Consider the following 23,179-nt stretch of genomic DNA (forward strand, 5'->3'; position numbering starts at 1 on the left):
ATTTAAAGCGGGATCGCTAGAATGAGCCTCCTTTTTGACTGCAAGGCAGGGGGCATTCGTGCTGGCTCAACGTTTTCAACAACTGGATCGACTGCTCATCCGCTACCGACGCTGGTGGCAATATCAGCCATATCATCATTTGACCATGGCCTTTGCCGATGAGGCGCCCGAACTGGCGGCGCTGCTCAATGGGCTGACGCTCGGCCAGTTGGCAGAGCTCGATGCGGATATGGATGCCCTCAGCAGTCTTCTTGCCCCCTGGATTGCCGAGGGAGCCGAGCTGCAGCAACTCAGTCAGCTTGCCCCGTTTACCCCTGAGCCCATCAGTTGCAGCAAGGAGATGGCACTGCATATGCCGGGGCGCAAGCAGGCCCAAATCGAGTCGTTCACCGCCTGTCTGCCTGCCCATCAGGGTCCCTATCTGGAGTGGTGCGCCGGCAAAGGGCATCTTGGACGGCTGGTGTCACTTCATCGACGGGCTCCGATCCTCAGCCTGGAGCTGCAAGGGCAGCTCTGTGACGAAGGTCGGCTGCTGGCCGAGCGGGATGGCGCCAATATGACCTTTACCTGCGCCGATGCCTTTGCCCCCGAATCGGCGGCGTTGATCGCCCCCGAGCACCACGCCATGGCGCTTCATGCTTGCGGGGAGTTGCACACCCATCTGCTGGAGCGGGTGGCCGAGCGCAGTGCCAGCGGGGTGACCATCTCTCCCTGTTGTTATCACTTGATCCGCACCAGCCACTATCGCCCGCTGTCGGCAGCGGCTCGGGCCAGCGAGCTGGTGTTGAGCAAAGCGGATCTCAAGTTGCCGCTACAGGAGACGGTGACCGGCGGCGCGCGGATCGCTCGTCTGCGCGAGCAGGAAGTGGTGTGGCGGCTCGGGTTTGACTGCCTGCAGCGTCAGGTGCGCGGGGTGGATGAGTACCTGCCGGTCCCCAATATGCAAAAGAGCCTGCTGACCGGCACCTTCGAGGCATTTTGCGTTTGGGCTGCTGAGCGCAAAGGGATTGTGTTGCCCGACGGGCTCGACTATCCCGCCTTTTTGGCACAAGGGGAGCATCGCTTTGGCAATGTTGCCCGGATGGAGCTGGTGCGCCACTTGTTTCGCCGTCCCCTCGAGATTTGGTTGGCGCTGGATCGCGCGCTCTTTTTGCAAGAGCAGGGCTATCGGGTTGAGGTGGGGGAGTTCTGCGCCAAACCCATGACCCCGCGCAACATCCTGATCCGTGCCGTGCGCGCTTGATATCTGGCTTTTTGAGTATTTTTTGAACTTTGATGATGGCTGACAGGCTGAGGGTGTCAGTCATTTTTTTCACCACGAACAATGAGCTGGTGACAGATCATCAGATCCTCTCGCACCACCGAAAACTGGTGACTAAAAGGCCAAGGTGGTCATCGTTTGAGTTCTTTTATGTCGTTTCAGTTGCGCTGAATGGCACAAGGTGAAATGGCTCACAGATTCTGCTTATTTCTTAATTCTCATCGTGAATTTAGTTGTTGGAGCACCTACTCTTGGAGCGCGTTATTCCCAAACAAGGACGGTATCCATGTTCAAACCCAAGCGTTGTGCCTGGCTGATTGCCGCTGCCTGCACATTGCCAAGTTACAGTGCAATGAGCGCAGCCATGAATATTCAACCCGATCCGCAAAATGCGGGGGGATATGTGATTGCGGCCCCGGATCTGGCCGCTGTGGAAAAGGCCAAAACAGCTAATCCCATGTATGGAATATGGGCCAAGGCATTGGCCACCCGGTCAAATGACATAGTCGATGCCATTGAACCGGGTCTGGCAAGCAATCCTGACAACGTAAAACGGGTTGAGCGAGTATTCCCCAAACATGAGTGGGCGTTTTTAACCCAGATGGCTGCGCCGGAATATACCTATGTCCGCTTCTTGCGGGCCATCGGGAAATTTCCGGCCTTCTGCGGCGAATATGCCGACGGGCGCGATTCAGATGCCATCTGTAAAACATCCATCGTGACGGCATTTGCCCACTTCTCTCAGGAGACCGGCGGCCATATTGCCAAGGATAACGTCTCCGACAACCCGTTGGGACTGGAGGAGTGGCAGCAGGCGTTGGTGCATGTGCGGGAGATGGGCTGGTCAGAGGGACAGACCGGCTACACCACCGGCTGTGGCCAGAGCGATTGGCAGAACAAGAAGTGGCCCTGCGCGACCGGTCAGGGTTACTTCGGCCGTGGTGCCAAGCAGCTCTCCTACCACTTCAACTACGGCGCCTTCTCCGAAGCGATGTTTGACGGCGATGCGACCGTGCTGCTCAATAACCCGGGGCTGGTGGCGGACTCCTGGCTTAACCTCGCGTCTGCCATCTGGTTCTTCCTCACCCCGCAGGCCCCGAAACCGGCCATGCTGCACGTGATTGACCGCACCTGGGTACCTTCCAAACGGGAAGCTGACGCCGGTATCGGCTATGGCTTTGGCACCACTATCAACGTCATCAACGGCGGTATCGAGTGCGGTGAGCAGAACAAGGACAAGGGGCAGCCGGTCAATCGCATCCGCTACTGGGAAGGGCTGGCCAACCACTACCAGATCCCGATCAAGGCGGATGAGAAGAACACCTGCTGGCAGCAGACCCCCTATGGCAGCCTCAATCTCAACGGCGCCACCGACGTGCTCTACACCAACTGGGATGGTAACTGGAAATATTACCCGGACAGACCCGGCGGCTACTCCTTTGAGTGCGAGTTGGTGGGCTTCCAGACTGCTTATTCCGCGCTGGTGCCGGGTGACTACGAGAAGTGTGTGACCAACTTCTACGGTTCCCATGCCAGCTGGCCGAAGGTGCGGATCGTCGCCAAGCTTGATCCCGCCCCGGTTGATCCGGTGGATCCACCCGTTGATGGTCAGCCAGCCTGGGAGGTCAGCAAGGTTTATACCTCGGGCAACAAGGTGAGCTACAAGGGCGCCGTCTATCAGGCCAAATGGTGGACTCAGGGTGATGAACCCGCTAAAGGTGATCCGTGGGTATTGGTGATGGCCAGGACAATTGCTATGCCGGCTGCGGATTGACTCAGAAGGGAGAGCTCCTGTGCCAGCGTGGCTGTGGGTAAGCGGTAAAGGTGCTCAGGTTTTCAGCACCTTTGGCGCATGTGCAGCCAGTATTGTATGACAAAAAAGAGGGGGCAATGTTGCCCCCTTGACGCAATGAACGTGATGCATGGCGATGAGGTGTTGCTTCAACCTGCCTTCGCCACCATGGCTTTAAGCTGCAAAAAGTACTGCTCGTAGAGGCGGGAGGCCTCCCCTACATCGGACTGGAACACCCCCTTGTGCTTGATCTCGTCGCTCGGGAAGACCATGGGGTTGTTGCGAAATGCCGGGGTGAGCAGGGGAGTGGCATCCTTGACTGGCGTCGGGTAGCCAATCGCTTCGGCCACCTTGGCGGCCACATCGGGGCGCATCAGGAAGTTGATCAGGGCGTGGGCCTCCTTCACATGCTTGGCCTTGGCCGGGATGGCGAGGTTGTCCATCCAGAGTACCGCTCCCTCTTCGGGGTAGGTCATCTGGATGGAGGGGTATTCGCGCTGGGCGCCGTAGGCCGAGCCGTTCCACAGCATGCCGATATTGACCTCACCTGCGATAAAGGGATCGGCCGGGTTGTCGGAGTTGAATGCCTTGACGTTGGGCATCAGCTTTTTCAGGTATTCGAACGCTTCGGCAATTTGCGCCTTGTCCTGGGTGTTGGGGCTGTAGCCCAGCTGCACCAGCGCGATATGGAACACCTCGCGGGCATCGTCCATCAACAGCAGGCTCTCTTTCCACTCCGGTGCCCAGAGCTGCTTCCAGCTGGTGACCGGCTGCTCGATGATGTCGGTATTGGTGCCGATGCCGGTTGCGCCCCAGATATAGGGGATGGAGTAGCGGTTATCCGGATCGTACTCGTGGTTGAGCAGGGTGGGGTCGAGGTGCTTGAAGTTGGGCAGCTGGGCGCGATCCAGCGGCTGCAACATCCCCTCTTTGGCCATTTTCGAGATGAAGTAGGTGCTGGGCACCACCACGTCATAGCCGTCGCCATGGGTTTTCAGCTTGGCGTAGAGGGTCTCGTTGGCTTCGTAGGTGGAGTAGATCACCTTGATGCCGGTCTCTTGCTGGAACTGTTCCAGCAGGCCGTCCGGCACATATTCCGACCAATTGTAGAAGTAGACCACCTTGTCGTCGGCCGCGTGAGCGCTCTGGCTCAGCAGCGGGGTGGTGAGGGTGAGGGCGGCTGCCAGCAGGGCGCCGGCCTGGTGTTGGATTGTCATTAACAACTCCTTGGGGTGATGGGGCCTTGCGGCCCACCGTGACAGAGTTCGCCAAAGGTGGCGGGGACGAAACGGGCAGGGTCAACCCTGCCGTTTACGCAGTAACAGTTGCGCCAGCAGCACCATCCCGAGGGAGGCGACCAGCATCAGGGTGGCCAGGGCATTGACCTCGGGGGAGACCCCCACCTTGACCATGGAGTAGATCTTGAGCGGCAGGATCTCGTAGGCCGGGCCGGTCACAAAGGAGCTCACCACCACATCGTCCAGGGACAGGGTAAAGGAGAGCAGCCAGCCCGCCATCACCGCAGGCAGCGCCAGCGGCAGTATGATGCGGCGCAGGATGATCCACTCGCCAGCCCCCAGATCCCGCGCTGCCTCCAGCATCCGCACATCAAAACCGCACAGCCGCGAGTAGACGGTGATCACCACGAACGGCAGGCAGAAGGTGATGTGGGCGATCAGCAGCGACCAGAAGCCCAGCGCAATGCCGGTCACCACAAACAGGGTCAGCAGAGAGATAGCCATAACGATATCGGGGGACATCATCACCACGAACAGCATGCCGTTCACGTACTGTTTGCCGCGAAAGCGGTAGCGAAACAGTGCCACTGCGGTGAGGGTACCGATCAGGGTGGCCGCGGTGGCGGTGAGGGCGGCGATGGTCAGGGAGTGCTGGGCCGCCTGCATCAGGCTGGCGCTGGCAAACAACTTCTCATACCAGCCCAGGGTAAAGCCGCGCCAGTCGATGCCATATTTCGACAGGTTAAAGGAGTTGGCGATCAGCACCCCGATGGGCACATAGAGATAGCCAAACACCAGCAGCAGGAACAGCGCCTTCAGTACGCGCATCATGCCAGCTCCCCCTTCTTGCTGAGCAGTTTGCCCGCCCGCCAGTAGCAGTAGACCAACAGCGCCATCAGTACCGTCAGCATCACGCTGATGGCGGCGCCAAAGGGCCAGTCACGGCTGTTGAGGAACTGAGTCTTGATCAGGTTGCCGATCAGCAGGTGCTTGGCGCCCCCCAGCAGGTCGGAGACATAGAACATCCCCATGGCGGGCAGGAACACCAGCAGGCAACCGGCGATGATGCCGGGCAGGGTGAGGGGCAAGATGATCCGCACCAGCCGCTGCCAGCCGTTGGCGCCAAGATCCCGCGCCGCCTCCAGCAAACGGCCATCCAGCTTCTCGATGCTGGAGTAGAGCGGCAGCACCATAAAGGGGAGCAGCACATAGACCAGCCCGATGATGACGGCCACCTCGGTATACATCATCTGCAGTGGTCGCTCGATGATCCCCAGATCCAGCAACCAACCATTGATCAGCCCCCGGGTGCCGAGCAGCACTTTCAGTGCATAGGTGCGGATCAGGGAGTTGGTCCAGAACGGCACCACCACCAGAAATAGCAGCAGTGGGCGAATGCGCGTCGGCAAATGGGCCAGCAGCCAGGCAAAGGGGTAGCCCACCAGCAGGCAGATGGCGGTGGCGAGCAGCGCCAGCCAGAGGGAGTGGAGCAGTACCTGAAAGTAGAGGGGGTCCAGCAGGCGGCCGTAGTTGCTCAGGGTAAAGATCGGCGCGATAAGCTCGGATTCGTCCCGGGTCAGGAAGCTGACGCCGATGATCATCAGGTTGGGCAGGAAGACAAACAGGGTCAGCCAGCCCAGGATCAGCGCGATGGCCGTGTTGCGAAAGCCGTTGTGGGCAAAGCTGTGCGCTACCCGCAGATTAGTGAGGCTCATAGGGCAGCACCACCTCCCAGCTGTCGACCCAGTGGATCGCCACCTCCTCACCGAGGCGGTAGTCAAAATCGGGATCATCCTCGTCGAAGAACTCGGAGATAAGCAGCTGTTTGCCATTTTCGAGGGCGATCACCGAATCCAGGGTAGCCCCCTTGTAGTTGCGCTCGCTGATGTTGCCCCGCAGCGCACCACCTCGATCGTCGTTCTGATCGAGAATGCGCAGATCTTCCGGGCGCAGCAGCACCAGTACCTTGTCCTCTGGCTGGAACGGCAAGGTGGTATGGAGCAGGCATTCGCGCCCCTCTACCTCGGCCTGCCAGATGCCGGGCTCGCGCTGGCTGATCAGCTTGCCATCCATCACGTTGATCTCGCCGATAAAGCGGGCCACGAACAGGTTGGCTGGTGATTCGTAGATATCGCGCGGGGTGCCGCGCTGGATGATCTTGCCCCCCTCCATCACCAGGATGCGATCAGACATGGTGAGTGCCTCTTCCTGATCATGGGTGACAAAAACAAAGGTGATGCCAAGGCGACGCTGCAGCGCCTTGAGCTCGCTCTGCATCTGCTTGCGCAGCTTATAGTCGAGTGCCGAGAGGGATTCGTCGAGCAGTAGCAGACGGGGCTTGTTGACCACGGCGCGGGCAATAGCGACCCGTTGCTGCTGGCCGCCAGAGAGCTGATCCGGGCGGCGGTTGGCCAGCTCGGTGAGCTGCACCATGGCCAGCGTCTCCTCGACCCGCTGGCGGATCTCGCTGGCTGGCACCTTCTGCATCTGAAGGCCAAAAGCGACGTTTTCAAACACCGTCATATGGGGAAAGAGCGCATAGCTCTGGAACACGGTGTTGATGTGCCTGTGTTCGGCGGGGATATGGGTGATCTCCTCCCCGGCCAGATGGAGGGTGCCACCATCGACCGATTCGAGCCCGGCCAGCAGGCGCAGCAGGGTGGTCTTGCCACAGCCGGAGGGGCCCAGCAGGGTCAGAAACTCACCGTCGTAGATATCAAGGTCAAGGTCACTCAGGATCACCTTGCCATCGTACATTTTGCTGATCTTGTTCAGCGCGACAATTACCTGTGGATTGTTCATCATCCGCCAGTCTCACCCCAGCCAGTGGCCATCGTGTTGAAAGAGGGCCGCATTCTATGCAGCCGGAACATGAAATTAAAGGCTTTTTGGCCGGAAGTGGACAGGAAAAACGGCTACGAATAGCAGGCCAAACCGCTATAATGTGCCACCTTATTTGGTCATTTTCGATATTGGATAGTCAATTGAGTAATAAAATGCGTATTGGCGGTTCCCTTGAGCACTCTCTGAACCAGGGTTATCGCCTTGATCTGAAGGGAGTCCTTCAGGAGGGGTGGCAACAGACCCGCCGTACCGGCTTTGGCCTGCTGCTGGCGATTGTCGGAGTGACGGCGATCTGGATCCTGCTCAGCAATGTGCTGCTGGTGCCCTATCTGGGGGACGATAGCCAGATGAATGTGGCCATGGTGTTGAGCATGCTGATGACAGTGGTGATGGCCCCCATGACCAGCGCCCTCGACATGCTGGGTTTGCAGCAATCTGTCGGCGTGCGCGCTAGAGCCAACCAGGTGTTTGACTTCTTCCGCCATTTTGTCCGCCTCGGCATGCTAAGCCTGCTCGGCAGTCTGCTCACCAGCTTGTTTGGCCCCCTGTTCGATCTGCTGGGGCTGCCCGCTGTACTCTCTTTCATTCCTTCGGCCCTGATCGGCATGGGGCTGCTCTTTACCGTACCGCTGGTGCTGGAGCGTGGCCTGACGCCTCCCCAGGCCATTGTGGTCTCTTTCCGACTCTTTTTACGTGGTTGGCCCAGTCTGGTGTTGTTCCACGGCATGATGGCGCTCCTGTTTTTCGTTGCTCTGATCCCCATGGGGTTGGGCCTTATCTGGGTGGCACCGCTCTATTTCAACTGCAAGGGGATCCTCTATCGGGATCTCTGCGGTGTCGCGGTAGAGGTAAATGAAGTGAAGGAGACGGGTGAAGGCCCCAACCATTTCAATGCATGATGCAAAAGGAACTTGAATGACCCCTCGATATGGAGTGATCCCGATTTTTCGCCAGAGCCTGCTGGCCACGCTCTTGCTGCCGGGCTTGGCACTGGCCGAGCCGATGCTGGATCTGCAATACAGCACCTTCTACAGCCAGATGAAGACCTTTGCCAAGGGGGAGTTTGGCCACGCCAGGCTGGGGTTTTATCTGACCGATCCGCAAAATGGTCAGCGCTGCGGCCTCACCTTTGTCCGGGTTGCAACCGACAGCAAGGAGCTCGCAGGCGAGGTAACAGTCGATAGTGAGCTGCGACTGCCTTTTGATGAGGATCTCAACCTCGACAAGGGAATTGTGACTGTTGGCCTGAAAGAAGAGCACGCTACTTGCGATATGACGGTACAGGTGATGGCCGATGCGCCGAACGGTCCCGAGCTGCCGCTGGCCGAGCTGGCGGCCCGTCAGCAGCAGATGCAGTCGCTGCTCGACAAGATGGCGGGCATGGTCGGCAAGCACTTCCTGCCGAAGATGGAAGGGGTGCGGATTACCCTGGTACAGCAGAGCGGCACTGCTTATCTGATTGATGGCGCCCGTCAGGAAGCGCTGCCCTGGCAGGAAGGCCATCTGTTGCTGAGCAATGAGCAACTGGCCGCGTTCGCTGCCGGGCAACTTCGCCTACAGGGTGAGGTGTTGCGGTTGACCCCCTGGCTGCGCAAGGGATGAGGCCGACAGCACTGTCACTTCAATGACAGGTAGATCATGAAAGCAAAAAAGGAGCGTTTATCGCTCCTTTTTCTTGCGTGGCGTTTGCCCTGTGATGCTGGCTTAGCGCACTTCGATCACATCCAGCATCTCCATCTCGTCGATGTCCAGCAGCGGCGCCTTTGGCATCTCGGGCGGATCAAACGCCTTGTCGCCGCCATCGATGATACCGGAGTCGCGGTTGATGCTCTTGAAGTCAAACAGCTTGTGGTCGAGCAGGTGGCTCGGGATCACGTCCTGAATGGCGGTGAACATGGTTTCGATACGACCGGGGAAGCGGCGATCCCAATCCTGCATCATCTGCTTGATGGCCTGACGCTGCAGGTTTTCCTGCGAGCCGCACAGGTTGCACGGAATGATGGGGAAGGCTTTAACGTCAGCGTAGCGGATCAGATCTTTCTCTTTGCAGTAGGCCAGCGGGCGGATCACCACGTTCTTGCCATCGTCACTCACCAGCTTGGGTGGCATGGATTTGAGCTTGCCACCGTAGAACATGTTGAGGAACAGGGTCTCGAGAATGTCGTCGCGGTGGTGGCCAAGGGCAATCTTGGTGCAACCCAGCTCCTGGGCGGTACGGTAGAGAATACCGCGGCGCAGCCGTGAGCAGAGGGAGCAGGTGGTTTTGCCTTCCGGTACCTTCTCCTTGACGATGGAGTAGGTATCCTCTTCGACAATCTTGTACTCGATGCCGAGGGAGTCCAGATACTCTGGCAGCACATGCTCGGGGAAGCCGGGCTGCTTCTGATCCAGGTTGACGGCAACCAGATCGAAATGGATAGGGGCGCTGGCTTTGAGGCTCATCAGTATGTCGAGCATACCGAAGCTGTCCTTGCCGCCGGAGAGGCAGACCATGACCTTGTCGCCCTCTTCAATCATATTGAAGTCGGCAATGGCCTGACCCACGTTGCGCCGCAGGCGCTTTTGCAGTTTGTTGAAACTGTATTTTTCTTTGGCGTTCAGCTCTTCTAGCATGCTCGTAAAACCCGGGACACAAATAAGCGCGTTATTATAGCCATGTCCCGGGGGAGGGCAAGGTGCCGAGCCAAAAGGCAATTATGATTGCGTCCGTTGGCGGTCGATAGGGCAGCTGTAATCTGCGGGTTTCAGGATCAAAATATCGCAGGATAGCCGGTCAATCACATGTTCAGCGGTATTGCCGAGCAGCGCGGCCGAGAGGCCAGTTCTGCCGACACAGCCCATGATCATCAGATTGGCATCGAGCTCTTCGGCCATATCCGGCAGCACCTCTTCTGGCAGCCCCTCTGCCACCCGGGTCCAGAGATGACCAATGCCGAACTTGTCGGCATGACTCAACAGCAGGTTTTCATGATGTTTGCGGATGGCCTCGTTATAGGCGCGGGGATCAAACTCTGGTAGTTCAATGGCAACATTGACCGGGGTACCCGGATAGGTGTTGACCAGATAGAGGCTGGAGCCCAGCAGCTCGGCGATGTCGCTCCCTTCCTGGGTGATCCGCTCGTTGAGCAATCTCTGATCCGGGTCATCGCTTGAGCAGTTGATGGCTGCGATGATGTTGCCGCCCCGTTGCCAGTGACCTTCCTTGACCAGCAACACAGGGCAGGGGCATTTGCGCAGCAGATGCCAGTCTGTGGGGGTAAAGATGAAGGTTTGCAAGAAGCTGTGATGGTGGGTCGCCTTGACCACCAGATCGTGGTGCTGCTCCAGCACCTGCTGGATCACGCACTCGAAGGGACGATTGTGCCAGACCACCTTCACTTCGCACTCGATCCCCTCTGCCCGATAGGGAGTCAGGATCTCGTCCAGCCACTCACGACGCTGTGCAATGACGCCGTCGCGCATCTCTTGTCGCTCGTCCACCGAGAGCATGGCAGTCATTTCATAAGAGAAGTCATAGATGGTGAGCAGCAGGGTCAGATGGGCGTTTTCGTCCAGCTCGGCGATCTTGACTGCCCGTTCGAGAGCGATTTGGCGCTCCTCTTCTGGATTGATAACCACCAGAATATTCTGATATTTGACCATCTTCTCCTCCTTGGAAAAGCCCAATGACAGCAGAATGTTAGCCATTACAGCTTAGCGCAGGAGGAGGGGTTCTGGAATGTACCGGATCACATTCCAGAAGAAAGGATCCGGTCGGGAAAGCGGTGGTCAGTGGGATGCTAAGAAGGGAAATCAGCCGCAGGCGGGTCGGGTTGCTCCGGCCATCATACCCAGGGCGACTTGATCCAGCACGGTAATGTATTTGCCTTTGACGCTGATAAGACCGGACTTCTGGAAGCGGCCGAGCAGACGACTGATGGTCTCGACGGTCAGCCCCAGATAATTACCGATATCGCCACGAGTCATAGAGAGACGAAACTCTTTGGCAGAGAAGCCACGTTCGGAGAAACGTACCGACAGATTGTGCAGGAAGGCGGCAAGGCGCTCTTCGGCATTCTTCTTGGAGAGCAGCAGGATCATCTCCTGGTCACCCATGATTTCGTTGCTCATCAAGCGCATGATCTGTTGGCGCAGCTTGGGCATCTTGCCGGAGAGGTCATCTAGCACTTCAAACGGGATCTCGCACACCATCGCCGTTTCCAGCGCCTGGGCGAAGGAGGGGTGTGACTGCTTGTGGATCGCGTCGAAACCAACCAGATCACCTGCTAGATGGAACGCGGTAATCTGCTCGTCACCTTGCTCGGTGATGGTGTAAGACTTGATGGTCCCGGAACGGATGGCATAGAGCGATTTGAACTCGTCACCCGCCTTGAACAGCTCTTCACCCTTCTGGATCGGCTTTTTGCGCTCAATGATACTATCAAGCTGATCAAGCTCGTTGTCATTCAGAGTGAAAGGAATACAGAGCTGACTGATGCTGCAATCCTGGCAATGAATTGCACAGCCACCGCTCTGGATACGTCTGCCAGGTTTCTTTTCCGGGATCATAGGCTCATACGAAGAATTGATTTATATCAAACAAGTTTACCATCAACTCATCCGTTTTGGATAGGGTTTCAAAAGGATGCAATCCCTACCCATAAAGTATGAACGCCATAAATGATGAGTAACAGAGCACCGCCAAGACGCAAACTGCGCAGGGTGAGCCAGTATCTCAGGCGATCGGCGAGCCCCCCCAGTGCAAACAGGGTGGGCAGGGTGCCAAGACCAAAAAAGAGCATGATCAGCGCCCCGCCACTAGCCGAACCGGCCGCTGCGCTCCAGGTCAGCATGGAGTAGACCAGTCCGCATGGGAGCCAACCCCAGACCATGCCAAAAGGCAGTGCCTGCAGCGGTGAGGTGAAAGGGAGAAACTTGCCGGCAAAGGGTTTTATGTGGGGCCACAGCCTGGCGCCGAGCCGCTCCAGCAGCAAGATCCCTTGCCACCAGCCCGCCAGATAAAGACCAAGCGCAATCATCAATAGTGCCGCCACGAGGCGTAATCCGGCGATGGCGTGTTTGCCAGCGCCCAGCTCGCTGGTGGTCGCCAGCAGGCCGCCCACCAGTGCACCTGCAATCACATAGCTCAGGATCCGGCCGAGGTTGTAGTTGAGCAGATAGGCGAGCCGCCCCCAAAAGTGCTGCTTGTTGGTGGGGATCGCCATGGAGAGCGCGGCGGAGACACCACCGCACATGCCGATACAGTGGGCGGAGCCGGCCAATCCGACCAGCAGGGCGCCGGCAATATCAAGGCTGTGGGTCATGGTCAGCAGGCTTTGCAGGTTTGCGGGCGGGTTGATCTTCGTCGAACAAAATGTTGGAGCCCTGCCGATCGAGATCTTCAAACTGCTCGGAGCGAATGGCCCAGAAGAAGACGACCCCTGCGATGATCACAAACAGGATAGCGATAGGGATCAGGACAAAAATGATGTTCATGAAAGGTACCTTGGTATTTATCCTTGGCAAGCGTCCCCTATGGTAACCCTGTTCGGGCAGGGGGCCAGCTGCTATCAGTGAGAAATGTGGCCTGCATCGGAGGCAGGCCACATGTTCAGCGATTTTCCGCGGCCTGTCTCATCGGTTGAGACGCATGGAGTTGGTCACCACGATAAGTGAACTGAGTGACATACCCGCCGCAGCCAGGTAAGGAGGCAACCAACCGCTGGCGGCCAGTGGCAACACCAGCAGGTTATAGCCGATAGACCAGGCAAAGTTCTCCTTGATGATCTTGCGGGTCCGCAGTGCCAGCGTGCGCGCAGACAGGAGACGAGAGAGATCGTCAGCCAGCAGAATGGCATCAGCGCTGTTTTTGGCCAGATCGGTGCCTCCTGCCATGGCGAACGAGGCGTGAGCACCGGCTAGAACCGGAGCGTCGTTGATGCCATCGCCCACCATGATGCTGATATCCCCGTCAGCTTCCAGGGCTTTGAGGTAGGCCAGCTTGCCATCCGGTGAGACCCCTTTGACCAGCTCATCGACCCCCAGCTCGCGGGCAATCTCATCTGCCTGCAGGGAGCTGTCGCCGGTGAGTACTGTGGTTTGCAGACCAGCCTCCTTGAATGCTGCGATCAGTGCCTTGGCATCGGGGCGCAGGGTATCTTCCAGATTGAAACGGGCCAAGATCTGCTGTTCGTTGGCCAGATAGATCGCCAGACCTGGACCACGCTCTTGCGCCGGATCAAGGCCAAGCCAGCGGGCACTGCCGATGCGGTAACGCACACCATCCACCAGCCCGGTGACGCCGTGACCGATAACTGGCGTGATTTCGCGTGCTGAAGGCAGAACCTCAACGCTGCCTGCGGGCAGCAGGAAGGCGCGGGCAATCGGATGTTCGGATTGCACTTCCAGTGCCCGGGCAATAGCGAGGCAACGATCCTCCCTGACGTCAGCCAAGGCGGTGATGCCGGTCAGACTGATGTCGCCTGTGGTCAGGGTGCCGGTCTTGTCCATCACAATGCGATTGGCTTTGGTCAGGATATCCAGCACATGTCCCCGGCGCAGCAGTATGCCTGTTCGCGTCAGGTGCGCGGTGGCCGAGGTGAGGGCTGTTGGGGTGGCTAGCGAGAGGGCGCAAGGACAAGTAGCGACCAGTACGGCCAGGGTAACCCAGAATGCCTGTTCCGGTTGATGAAAGTGCCAGAAAGTCCATACTCCGGCGGCAATAAAGAGCAGCACCAGAATGAAGTGGCGGGAAAGTACGTCCGCCATTTCGGCAATGGCCGGTTTATCGTCGAGGGCGTGATCCTGCAGCCGCATAATCTGGGACAGACGTGATTCCCCGATGGTATGGCTGACCCGTATCTCGAGGGGGGCATCCGTATTGATGGTGCCGGCATAGACCTGATCGCCGGTCTGCTTGAGCAGGGGCAGCTGTTCACCGGTCAGCATGGATTCATTAAGGCTGGCTTGTCCTTGCACAATGATGCCGTCTGCCGGCAAGGTGGCGCCTGCCAGCACCCGTACCCGATCGCCGACCTGCAAGGTCTTGGCCGCTACCTCATGCTCGCCATCTTCATCAAGTCGGGTCGCCATGATGGGCACCAACCGCGCCAGATTTGAGCTCGACTCCGAGGCCTTGCGCCGGGCCCGTAACTCGAGAAAACGCCCCAACAACAGAAAGAAGACAAACATGGTGATGGAGTCGTAATAGACCTCACCCGTGTTGAACACGGTGGCCCACATCGAGGCGACAAACGCCCCGATCAGAGCCAGCGATACAGAGACATCCATCGACAGATGGCCCTGTTTAAGACTGCGCCAGGCACCCATGTAGAAAGGCTGTGCCGAGTAGATCATGATAGGGGTGGAGAGCAACAGGCTGATCCACTTGAAATAGACCATGAACTCCTCCTCCACACTGATGAAGAAATCCATATAGAGTGCGACGGCACACATCATCACCTGCATTGAGCCCAGCCCCGCCAGCGCCAGCCGGAACATATAGCTGCGTACCTCTTTGGCGTAGAGTGCCTCCTGACTGTGGGTCTGGAACGGATAGGCACGATAGCCGATCTTGGCAAATCCCTTGAGGATCTCGCTCAGCGAAAGTCGGTCAGGATCCCATTTGATACGGGCTCTGTGGGTGGTGGTGTTGACGTTGATGTAGCGCAGTCCGCCCAAGGTCATCAGGTGGCGTTCGATAAGCCAAGCACAGGCGGCGCAGGTGAGCCCCTCGACCGTCAGCTGGATTTCACGTGTGATCTCGCGACCAGTGCCACGCTCGGTAACAAACTCCTGCTGTATCTCGGCCAGGTCGTAGTGGGTGAGGGCCGCCAGCTCTTCGGGTACCAGGTCCCCCTTGGTGCCGGGAGCGGTGCGGTGATCGTAGTAACTGGCGAGGCCGCACGCCATGATGGTTTCCGCCACCGCCTGACAACCGGGGCAGCACATGGGGCGCACAATCCCTTTTATCTCGAGGCAATAGCCACTATTGGCGGGTACCGGCTCGCTACAGTGAAAGCAAGGGGTCATGGTTTATGGCTCCCTGAATGAGGGATGCGAGCAGTCGGTGGCGTTGGCGAGAGTTGGCTCGCCGCAGTGAGAACAGCCGGTCATGGCTTAGCGTCCTTTAGGATCGAGTTCAACAGGGGCCTGGGTGGGCAGCTGGACGGTCTCTTGTAACCGCCACTCGTGATTAAAAGCATCGACCCGAACATGCCACTTTCCTGCGATGGGCTGTTCGAAATGGAAACGGTAGGTGCCACTGGCATCTGCGGTGATCAGGTGTTCGCTGTCCCGTCCGGCAAGGGTTGGGTGGAACAGGGAGAGATAGAGAGCTTGTCCTGCGGGAATATCGCCGCTGATGGGTTTAAGGGTCAGCTGGTTGCCGTCAACCTCCAGCACAAAGCGGACATTGAGGGCTTCGGCCCGATCAAACTTGCTTAGGTCCTGATTGATCTCTTTCCCTTGTTTGTAATAGTCCTCGGCCACCAGATTGACCCCATCCTTGCTGGCGATAATGGCGGTAGCGACGCTACCAATGACAGCTGCGGTGGGGAGGGCGATGAGAAACCAGGGCCAGAATTGACGATACCAGGGTTTGAATATGGTTTGGGTCATGATTGCTACTGCCATGAAGCGAATAATTAACAAAGAGGGTGGTTTTTACGCAACACAAGATAACAAAAAGCCTCGAGGTGTCGAGGCTTTTTGCTGTGTAATCACGTGTTTATCACACGTTACAAGGTTATGGGTGAACCTTATTTAGCTGACTGTTGATGAGACAAGCTGTAAACGTAGGAGGCCAACAGGTGTACCTTGTCCTCCCCCAGAATGTCTTTCCATGCTGGCATTACACCATGACGGCCATGGGTGATGGTCTGCACCACCGCCTCACGAGAACCACCATATAGCCAGATGTTGTTCGTCAGATCAGGGGCTCCCAATGCCACGTTACCCTTGCCGTCGGCTCCGTGGCAGGCGGCACATATAACAAAGCGGGCTTCACCTTTTTTGGCTTCCACCAGATTGACCGTGCGACCAGAGAGGCTCAACACATAGGAGGCCACTTCCTGAACGCCATCCTTGCCGAGGATCTCGCCCCAGGCAGCCATGATACCCTGACGCCCATCCATGATGGTGGTCTTGATTTGAGCTGGCTCTCCGCCCCACAGCCATTCGCTGTCGGTCAGATTCGGGAACCCGCGGCCACCTCGGGCATCGGAGCCGTGGCACTGGGAACAGTTCTGCAGGAACAGACGCTGACCCACTTTCAGAGCCTCGGGATCCTTGGCTATTTCGGTGATCTCCTTGTAGGTTTTGCCGTCCGCTTCATAGGTGAGTTCACGGAACTTGGCGCCATAAATCTCATCAGCCTTGGCAACCTCGCGGTCATACTCCACCGCGCGACCTTCTGCCTTGGCCGACTCGGTCGCCGCTTTGGATTCTGCCAGCGAGCGCACATCCTGATTGGAACTCTGCCAGCCAAGCAAACCTTTAAAGTTGCCAAGGCCGGGAAACGCAATCAGGTAGATCAGACCGGTGACGATGAAGAAGAGGAACATATAGGTCCACCACTTCGGCAGCGGGTTGTTGAGTTCTTCGATGCCATCAAAGGAGTGGCCCATTGACTGGCCTTCTTCAACGCCCATCTTGTCCTTGCGGCACCAAATGAGCAGCAAGAAGCAGCCGAGAATGGTCCCCAGCGTGATGACGGTTACAAAAATACTAAACAGAGTGCTCATTATGGTTTCGCTCCTGCGTTCTTTTTATCAGCACCGGATGGCTCATCATCGGCAAACACCAGATTGGCGGCCTCGTCGAACGAGGTCTTGCGGCGTTTGCTGTAGGCCCAGACGATGATGCCAACCATGATGGCGATCAACAGCAGGGTATACAGGCCGCGAAATGTGCCGTAATCCATATCCCGACTCCTTATTTCAGGGCATGACCCAGTGATTGCAGATAGGCCACCAGTGCATCGAGTTCGGTCTTGCCTTTAACCGCCTCGCTGGCTCCCTGAATGTCGGCATCGGTATAAGGCACACCGAAGTGATCGCGGAACAGCGCCAGCTTCTGGCCGGTCAGTTCGCCGCTCAGCACAGTGGTGTCGAGCCAGGGATAGGCCGGCATGTTTGACTCTGGCACCACATCGCGCGGGTTGATCAGGTGGACCTTGTGCCACTCATCAGAGTAACGGCCACCTACGCGAGCCAAGTCTGGGCCCGTGCGCTTGGATCCCCACAGGAAGGGGTGCTCCCACACGCTTTCACCGGCGACCGAGTAGTGGCCGTAACGTTCGGTTTCGGCCCGGAATGGACGGATCATCTGGCTGTGGCAGTTGGAGCAGCCTTCGCGAATGAAGATGTCGCGTCCTTCCATCTGCAGGGCAGTATAGGGTTTGAGTCCCTCCACTGGCTCAGTGGTCTGTTTCTGGAAGAACAGCGGGGTGATTTCAACCAGGCCCCCCAGACTGATGGCGAAGATGATGCCGACCACCAGCATGGGAACGCTTTTTTCAAATATTTCGTGACGGTTATTGTTACTCATGGCTTGACCTCTTCAATCATGCTGGCTGTGCGACAGGTTCCAGGGAACCTTTGGGCGCAGTGATGGTGCGATAGGCGTTATAAGCCATCAGCAACATACCGGTGACAAAGAAGCAGCCACCCAGGAAGCGCACGAAGTAGAAGGGATACGACGCCTGCAGTGCTTCTACGAAGCTGTAGGTCAGGGTGCCGTCATCGTTGACTGCACGCCACATCAGACCCTGCATCACACCGGAAATCCACATCGCAACGATGTAGAGTACGGTGCCCACGGTGGCCAGCCAGAAGTGAACGTTGATGAGCTTGATGCTGTACATGCGCCCCTGATTGAACAGGTTCGGGATCAGGTGATAAACAGCACCGATAGAGACCATGGCAACCCAGCCCAGCGCACCGGAGTGCACGTGACCGACGGTCCAGTCGGTGTAGTGAGAGAGCGCGTTAACGGTTTTGATCGCCATCATCGGGCCTTCGAAAGTCGACATGCCGTAGAAAGAGAGAGAGACGATCAGGAAGCGCAGGATGGGGTCGTAACGCAGTTTGTGCCAGGCGCCGGAGAGGGTCATGATGCCGTTGATCATGCCGCCCCAGGAGGGCACGAACAGGATCAGGGACATCACCATGCCCAGTGACTGTGCCCAGTCAGGCAGCGCAGTGTAGTGCAGGTGGTGCGGACCGGCCCAGATATAGAGGGAGATCAGCGCCCAGAAGTGTACGATGGAAAGACGATAGGAGTAGACCGGGCGGCCTGCCTGTTTCGGTACGAAGTAGTACATCATGCCGAGGAAACCGGCTGTCAGCAGGAAGCCTACCGCGTTGTGGCCATACCACCACTGCACCATGGCGTCCATGGCGCCGGAGTACATGGAGTAGGACTTCATACCCGAGAGCGGCACTGCCATGTTGTTAACGATATGCAGCACTGCAACAGTAATAATGAAGGCACCGAAGAACCAGTTAGCCACATAGATGTGGGAAGTGGTCCGTTTGACCAGAGTGCCGAAAAACACCACGGCATAGGCGACCCACACCACGGTGATGGCGATGTCGATTGGCCACTCCAGCTCGGCGTACTCCTTGGCGGAGGTGAATCCCATCGGCAGCGAGATCGCCGCTGAGAGGATGATCGCTTGCCATCCCCAGAAGACGAAGGAGGCCAGCGGACCGCCAAACAGCCGGGTCTGGCAGGTGCGCTGCACCACGTAGAAGGAGGTGGCCATCAGTGCACTGACGCCGAAGGCGAAAATCACCGCGTTGGTATGGAGGGGCCGCAGACGACTGTAAGTCAGCCAGGGGGTCTCGAAGTTGAGGGCAGGCCAGATCAACTGGGCTGCGATCAGTACGCCAACCGACATGCCGACAATTCCCCAGACAATCGTCATGACGGTAAACTGGCGAACAACGGTGTAGTTGTACTCAGGATGGTTAGTTGTATGGCTCATCGTTATATTCCGCTTCCGATGCTGCTGTTGTTTGGTTTTGTATCCGGATTACCGGACTGGCTTCATCAGCCACCGCCAACCATTTGTTAACACCTGTTAACGAAAGGAAAAGCAAAAGATGGCTAAATGAAAACTTCATGGGGATGATACTGAACTGACAGGTAAAATAACAGTATAAACAGTGATATATTTGGCTCCGCGCGGTCTCGCAATGGCCATTTTTTACCTTGTTCGAGATCACAAAAAACTATTTTAATTGCATCTTAATTGGGCTGTTTTTGATGAAAGAGAGACTTACCGCACGTAAAGTTTTGCACCTCGTACTGGTATTGACGCTGTTATTGGCGCTGGTCGCTTATCGCACCTGGTTTTCCGCCGATAACAGCATCCCTGCTGGCCAGAAAAAAGATCAGATTTGTGATCTTTCCCACACCCGCTGTAACGCGCTGATTGGTGACAAGCTGCTGACGGTCGCCATCAAGGAGTTACCGTTGCGCGCCGAACATGACTTTGTCATCACTATTAGTGGAGGCGATCCGGCCATCAAGCCGCTGAAAGGAACACTCGAAGGCAAAGATATGTTTATGGGTACTATTCCGGTGAGATTTGAAGAAATAGACGGACAGTGGCAGGGGGTGACCCAGGTGGGGAGCTGTACATCACCCGTCATGATCTGGTTGTTAAATATCGAGTGGAGTAATGGTCAACGCCAGCAATTGGCGCTTTCCGTTGCCCGAGAATAACGGTACCAGGGGCTGGGGGAGTGGAAAAAATATTTGAAATTTCCCGGCCAGGCGTTACCTTCCCCAAACCATCAGGGAGTGAAGTGCATTTTATTATGATTGAAAAACAACCGTTTTATCGCACCCTCAACCAGCAGGCCAAGGCGCTGCTCGAGGGGGAAACCGATCTGATTGCCAATCTGGCCAACCTGTCCGCCCTGCTTAACCAGGAGCTGACAGAGATCAACTGGGTCGGTTTTTATCTGTTGCAGGGTGAGACCCTGGTACTGGGACCGTTTCAGGGTAAGCCGGCCTGCGTGCGTATCCCGGTCGGTCGTGGCGTGTGCGGCACTGCTGTGGCTGAGGGGAGAACTCAGCTCATTGACGATGTTCACCAGTTTGATGGCCACATCGCTTGCGATGGCGCCAGCAACTCGGAAATCGTGATCCCGCTGCGCCGCGGTGGCGAGATCATCGGGGTGCTCGATATCGACAGCCCAATTTTTAATCGTTTCGACCAAGAAGACCGAATTGGTCTTGAAGAAACGGTGCAAATTTTGGAAAGCATGCTTTAAGTCATTGCTATATGGTTCGCAAAAGGCCCCAAGCTCTCTATAATGGGGCCTTTGTTGTGCTCGGGACGTGCCCGTGCGTTTATATGAAAGCCAAGGTTATACATGGAAAACACTGAGAAGCTGAAGAACAGTAAAGAGATCGTTGCCTACCTGGTCGAGAAATTTCCGGCCTGCTTCGTTGCTGAAGGAGAGGCCAAGCCGCTCAAGATTGGCATCTTCCAGGATTTGGCCGAGCGTCTTGCTGACGATGCCAGAGTCTCCAAGACCATGCTGCGTTCCGCACTGCGTCAATACACCTCCAGTTGGCGTTACCTGCATGGTCTCAAAGCTGGCCAGGCTCGCGTTGATCTGGACGGCAACCCGGGCGAACTGCTGACCGAAGAGCACATCGAGCACGCCAAGCAAGCTCTGAAAGAGAGCAAAGAGCGTGTATTCGCCAGCCGTCGTACCAATACTAAAGAGAAGGATGAGAAGGCCAAGAAGCCCCGTCGTCCTGCTGTGCGCAAAACTGAGAAAGCGGATGTTGCTGCCAAGCCAAAGGCTGCTGCCAAGGCGCCGGTCGCTGATGCTCCGCTGGTTAAAGTGGATGCCGCTACGCTTAAAGTGGGTCAGGATGTGCGCGTCGTGATGGGTAAATTCCCGGTTCCGGCAACGATCAAGGAAGTAACCAAGGATGATGTTCAGGTCCAGCTGCAGACCGGCATGATGGTGCGGGTCAAATCAGAGCACCTGGTTCTCTAAGGAGACACATGTTGAAGCATGGCGTAATTCGTTTTTCCCTCGTTGCCTGTAGCCTGGCGCTTGCCGGGCTTGCACAGGCCATCGAGCCGGTGCTCAAAGAGAGTGATTTGCCTGTGTTGGCTCAAGAGAGTCAACATGCTACGGCCAGCAAGCGAATTACCAATCTGTTTACCCGCTCGCACTACAAACAGTTCAAGCTGGACGATGCCTTTTCCTCCGTGATTTTCGATAAATATCTGGAGAATCTGGACTATAGCCGCAACCTGTTTTTGGCCTCTGATATCAGCCGTTTTGACAAGTACCGTAACGGTTTTGACAGCGACCTCGAGAGAGGCCGTCTGGCACCCGCCTACGAGATGTTCAACCTGAGTCAGCAGCGGCGTTATGAGCGGTTCGAATACGCCCTCAAACTGCTTGATACTCCTTTCGATTTTACCCAGACCGACAGTTATCAGTTTGATCGGGAAGGGGCTGCCTGGCCCAAAGATGAAGCTGAGCTCAACGAGCTGTGGCGTCAGCGAGTCAAGTTCGATGCTCTGAGCCTCAAGCTCAGCGGCAAGGAGTGGCCCGAGATCAAGGTACTGCTTGGCAAGCGTTACAACAACGCCATCAAGCGGATGTCCCAGACCGAGAGCGAAGATGTCTTCCAGCTCTTTATGAACGCCTTCTCGCGCGCCATTGAACCGCACACCAGTTACCTCTCACCGCGCAGTGCCGATCGATTCAACACCGAGATGAACCTCTCGCTAGAGGGGATCGGCGCCGTGTTGCAGGCGGAAGATGACTTCACGGTCATCCGTTCTCTGGTGCCCGGTGGCCCGGCTGCCAAATCCAACCACCTCAAACCCGATGACAAGATCACCGGGGTAGGGCAGGAAGATGGCAAGATTGTCGATGTGATTGGCTGGCGTCTTGATGACGTGGTCGAGCTCATCAAGGGGCCCAAGGGGAGCAAGGTCAAGCTGGAGATCCAGCGTGGTAAGGGCGCAACCGCCAAGACCGAGCAGATCGAGCTGACCCGTGACAAGGTGCGCCTGGAAGATCGGGCCGCCAAGTCCAAGGTGGTCACCGCTGAAGGCAAGAAGATTGGTGTCATCGAGATCCCGAGTTTCTATGTCAATCTGCACGAGGACGTGATCAAGGAGCTCTCCAGCCTGAACAAGAAGAAGATCGAGGGTCTCATCATCGATCTGCGCGGTAACGGCGGTGGCGCCCTGACCGAAGCATCTGCCTTGAGCGGTCTCTTCTTTGCCAGTGGGCCTGTGGTGCAAATTCGAGATCATATGGGCCGTATCACGGTCAATGGCGATGATGATGGCAACGTCTATTACGGTGGCCCCATGTCGGTGCTGATCGACAGATACAGTGCCTCGGCGTCCGAGATCTTTGCTGCAGCCATGCAAGATTATGGCCGCGCCCTGATCCTCGGCGAGAATTCGTTTGGCAAGGGGACGGTGCAGCAACATCGCAGCTTGGCCAAGGTGTACGACTTCTACGAGCAGTCGCTGGGTCACGTCCAGTACACTATCGCCAAGTTTTACCGGATTAACGGTGGCAGCACCCAAAACAAGGGCGTTGCGCCGGATATCAGCTTCCCGACACCGGTCGCCCCGGAAGAGACGGGCGAGAGCCGTGAGTTCAATGCGTTGCCGTGGGACAAGATTGCCTCCGCTAACTACCAGACACTCGGCAACTTCGCCAGCCTGCTGCCCAAGTTGCAGTCGGCACACGATGCCCGGATCGCCAAGGATCCCGAGTTTGCCTATGTGATGCAGGATATTGCTGACTACAAGGCAGACAAGAACAGGAAATCGGTCTCTCTCAACGAAGCGGAGCGTGTTGCAGAGCAGGCGAAACAAGATGAGAAAGCGCTCAAACGGACCAATGAGCGGCTGACACGTCTTGGCAAGCCGGTGGTGAAGAGTCTGGATGAACTGCCCGCTGATTTTGAAGCCCCCGATGAGTACCTTATCGAAGCAGCCAATATCACGGCGGATCTGGCCAAGGCCAGCAAGCGCAGCTGACAAGGCAACCCCTC

General features: G+C 57.0%; 22 protein-coding genes and 1 pseudogene. 8 read left to right on the forward strand and 15 right to left on the reverse strand.

What is annotated here, in order from left to right:
• Positions 1–21: 21 nt before the first annotated feature.
• A pseudogene (locus tag BN1117_RS10270) lies at positions 22–1,243 on the forward strand (methyltransferase).
• A gap of 304 nt (positions 1,244–1,547) precedes the next feature.
• On the forward strand, positions 1,548–3,035 hold the full coding sequence (locus tag BN1117_RS10275) for a chitinase (protein WP_082032587.1): 1,488 nt from the start codon (positions 1,548–1,550) through the stop codon (positions 3,033–3,035).
• Positions 3,036–3,202: 167 nt separating this feature from the next.
• Here BN1117_RS10275 and BN1117_RS10280 read toward each other — a convergent pair whose 3' ends face one another.
• The 4 genes from BN1117_RS10280 to potA form a co-directional block, all read right to left on the reverse strand.
• Positions 3,203–4,270 carry an extracellular solute-binding protein gene (locus BN1117_RS10280; RefSeq protein WP_052441489.1) on the reverse strand — a complete coding sequence of 356 codons (1,068 nt, stop codon included), beginning with the start codon at positions 4,268–4,270 and terminating at the stop codon, positions 3,203–3,205.
• A gap of 81 nt (positions 4,271–4,351) precedes the next feature.
• On the reverse strand, positions 4,352–5,122 hold the full coding sequence (gene potC / locus BN1117_RS10285) for a spermidine/putrescine ABC transporter permease PotC (RefSeq protein ID WP_040097085.1): 771 nt from the start codon (positions 5,120–5,122) through the stop codon (positions 4,352–4,354).
• On the reverse strand, positions 5,119–6,006 hold the full coding sequence (gene potB, locus BN1117_RS10290) for a spermidine/putrescine ABC transporter permease PotB (RefSeq protein WP_052441491.1): 888 nt from the start codon (positions 6,004–6,006) through the stop codon (positions 5,119–5,121). The genes potC and potB overlap by 4 nt, the downstream gene beginning before the upstream one ends.
• Positions 5,993–7,096: a spermidine/putrescine ABC transporter ATP-binding protein PotA gene (gene potA / locus BN1117_RS10295; protein WP_040097087.1), complete on the reverse strand. Its 1,104-nt coding sequence runs from the start codon at positions 7,094–7,096 to the stop codon at positions 5,993–5,995. The genes potB and potA overlap by 14 nt, the downstream gene beginning before the upstream one ends.
• Positions 7,097–7,287: 191 nt before the next feature.
• On the opposite strand from potA, the gene BN1117_RS10300 reads away from it, so the two are divergent.
• Together BN1117_RS10300 and BN1117_RS10305 are read left to right on the forward strand one after the other, a co-directional pair.
• Positions 7,288–8,034 carry a DUF2189 domain-containing protein gene (locus BN1117_RS10300; protein WP_040097089.1) on the forward strand — a complete coding sequence of 249 codons (747 nt, stop codon included), beginning with the start codon at positions 7,288–7,290 and terminating at the stop codon, positions 8,032–8,034.
• Between the two features lie 16 nt (positions 8,035–8,050).
• Positions 8,051–8,737, forward strand: coding sequence for a DUF2987 domain-containing protein (locus BN1117_RS10305; protein WP_040097090.1), 687 nt, complete (start codon positions 8,051–8,053; stop codon positions 8,735–8,737).
• A 102-nt stretch (positions 8,738–8,839) separates the two neighbouring features.
• Here the strand turns inward: BN1117_RS10305 and ttcA are convergent, their stop codons facing one another.
• The 11 genes from ttcA to ccoN form a co-directional block, all read right to left on the reverse strand.
• Positions 8,840–9,748: a tRNA 2-thiocytidine(32) synthetase TtcA gene (gene ttcA / locus BN1117_RS10310; RefSeq protein ID WP_040097092.1), complete on the reverse strand. Its 909-nt coding sequence runs from the start codon at positions 9,746–9,748 to the stop codon at positions 8,840–8,842.
• An 81-nt stretch (positions 9,749–9,829) separates the two neighbouring features.
• Positions 9,830–10,777 carry a universal stress protein UspE gene (uspE, locus tag BN1117_RS10315; protein WP_040097094.1) on the reverse strand — a complete coding sequence of 316 codons (948 nt, stop codon included), beginning with the start codon at positions 10,775–10,777 and terminating at the stop codon, positions 9,830–9,832.
• Positions 10,778–10,927: 150 nt separating this feature from the next.
• Positions 10,928–11,683 (reverse strand): FNR family transcription factor, encoded by a 756-nt coding sequence (locus BN1117_RS10320; protein ID WP_040097097.1) that lies wholly within the window; start codon positions 11,681–11,683, stop codon positions 10,928–10,930.
• 68 nt (positions 11,684–11,751) lie between these two features.
• Positions 11,752–12,438 (reverse strand): sulfite exporter TauE/SafE family protein, encoded by a 687-nt coding sequence (locus BN1117_RS10325; RefSeq protein WP_040097098.1) that lies wholly within the window; start codon positions 12,436–12,438, stop codon positions 11,752–11,754.
• Complete coding sequence (ccoS, locus tag BN1117_RS10330; protein ID WP_040097100.1) at positions 12,422–12,610, reverse strand: cbb3-type cytochrome oxidase assembly protein CcoS; 189 nt, start codon at positions 12,608–12,610, stop codon at positions 12,422–12,424. The genes BN1117_RS10325 and ccoS overlap by 17 nt, the downstream gene beginning before the upstream one ends.
• Positions 12,611–12,748: 138 nt before the next feature.
• Positions 12,749–15,145 (reverse strand): heavy metal translocating P-type ATPase, encoded by a 2,397-nt coding sequence (locus BN1117_RS10335; protein WP_040097102.1) that lies wholly within the window; start codon positions 15,143–15,145, stop codon positions 12,749–12,751.
• Between the two features lie 87 nt (positions 15,146–15,232).
• Entirely contained in the window at positions 15,233–15,733 is a 501-nt protein-coding gene (locus BN1117_RS10340) for a FixH family protein (RefSeq protein ID WP_209435237.1), read from the reverse strand.
• Between the two features lie 140 nt (positions 15,734–15,873).
• Positions 15,874–16,857 (reverse strand): cytochrome-c oxidase, cbb3-type subunit III, encoded by a 984-nt coding sequence (gene ccoP / locus BN1117_RS10345; protein WP_040097103.1) that lies wholly within the window; start codon positions 16,855–16,857, stop codon positions 15,874–15,876.
• Positions 16,857–17,036 carry a CcoQ/FixQ family Cbb3-type cytochrome c oxidase assembly chaperone gene (locus BN1117_RS10350; RefSeq protein WP_040097105.1) on the reverse strand — a complete coding sequence of 60 codons (180 nt, stop codon included), beginning with the start codon at positions 17,034–17,036 and terminating at the stop codon, positions 16,857–16,859. The genes ccoP and BN1117_RS10350 overlap by 1 nt, the downstream gene beginning before the upstream one ends.
• Positions 17,037–17,047: 11 nt before the next feature.
• Positions 17,048–17,662 carry a cytochrome-c oxidase, cbb3-type subunit II gene (gene ccoO, locus BN1117_RS10355; RefSeq protein WP_040097106.1) on the reverse strand — a complete coding sequence of 205 codons (615 nt, stop codon included), beginning with the start codon at positions 17,660–17,662 and terminating at the stop codon, positions 17,048–17,050.
• Between the two features lie 16 nt (positions 17,663–17,678).
• On the reverse strand, positions 17,679–19,103 hold the full coding sequence (gene ccoN, locus BN1117_RS10360) for a cytochrome-c oxidase, cbb3-type subunit I (protein ID WP_040097108.1): 1,425 nt from the start codon (positions 19,101–19,103) through the stop codon (positions 17,679–17,681).
• A 281-nt stretch (positions 19,104–19,384) separates the two neighbouring features.
• Here ccoN and BN1117_RS10365 point away from each other — a divergent pair, with 281 nt between their 5' ends.
• From BN1117_RS10365 to prc, 4 genes are all read left to right on the forward strand, one after another.
• Positions 19,385–19,846, forward strand: a complete 462-nt coding sequence (locus BN1117_RS10365; RefSeq protein ID WP_040097259.1) for a hypothetical protein — start codon at positions 19,385–19,387, stop codon at positions 19,844–19,846.
• A gap of 95 nt (positions 19,847–19,941) precedes the next feature.
• Positions 19,942–20,400 (forward strand): GAF domain-containing protein, encoded by a 459-nt coding sequence (locus tag BN1117_RS10370; RefSeq protein ID WP_040097110.1) that lies wholly within the window; start codon positions 19,942–19,944, stop codon positions 20,398–20,400.
• A gap of 102 nt (positions 20,401–20,502) precedes the next feature.
• Positions 20,503–21,141, forward strand: coding sequence for an RNA chaperone ProQ (gene proQ, locus BN1117_RS10375; RefSeq protein ID WP_005351923.1), 639 nt, complete (start codon positions 20,503–20,505; stop codon positions 21,139–21,141).
• 8 nt (positions 21,142–21,149) lie between these two features.
• On the forward strand, positions 21,150–23,165 hold the full coding sequence (prc, locus tag BN1117_RS10380) for a carboxy terminal-processing peptidase (RefSeq protein ID WP_040097112.1): 2,016 nt from the start codon (positions 21,150–21,152) through the stop codon (positions 23,163–23,165).
• Positions 23,166–23,179: the final 14 nt, after the last annotated feature.

The sequence above is a fragment of the Aeromonas australiensis genome, from assembly GCF_000819725.1.
Lineage (GTDB): Bacteria > Pseudomonadota > Gammaproteobacteria > Enterobacterales > Aeromonadaceae > Aeromonas > Aeromonas australiensis.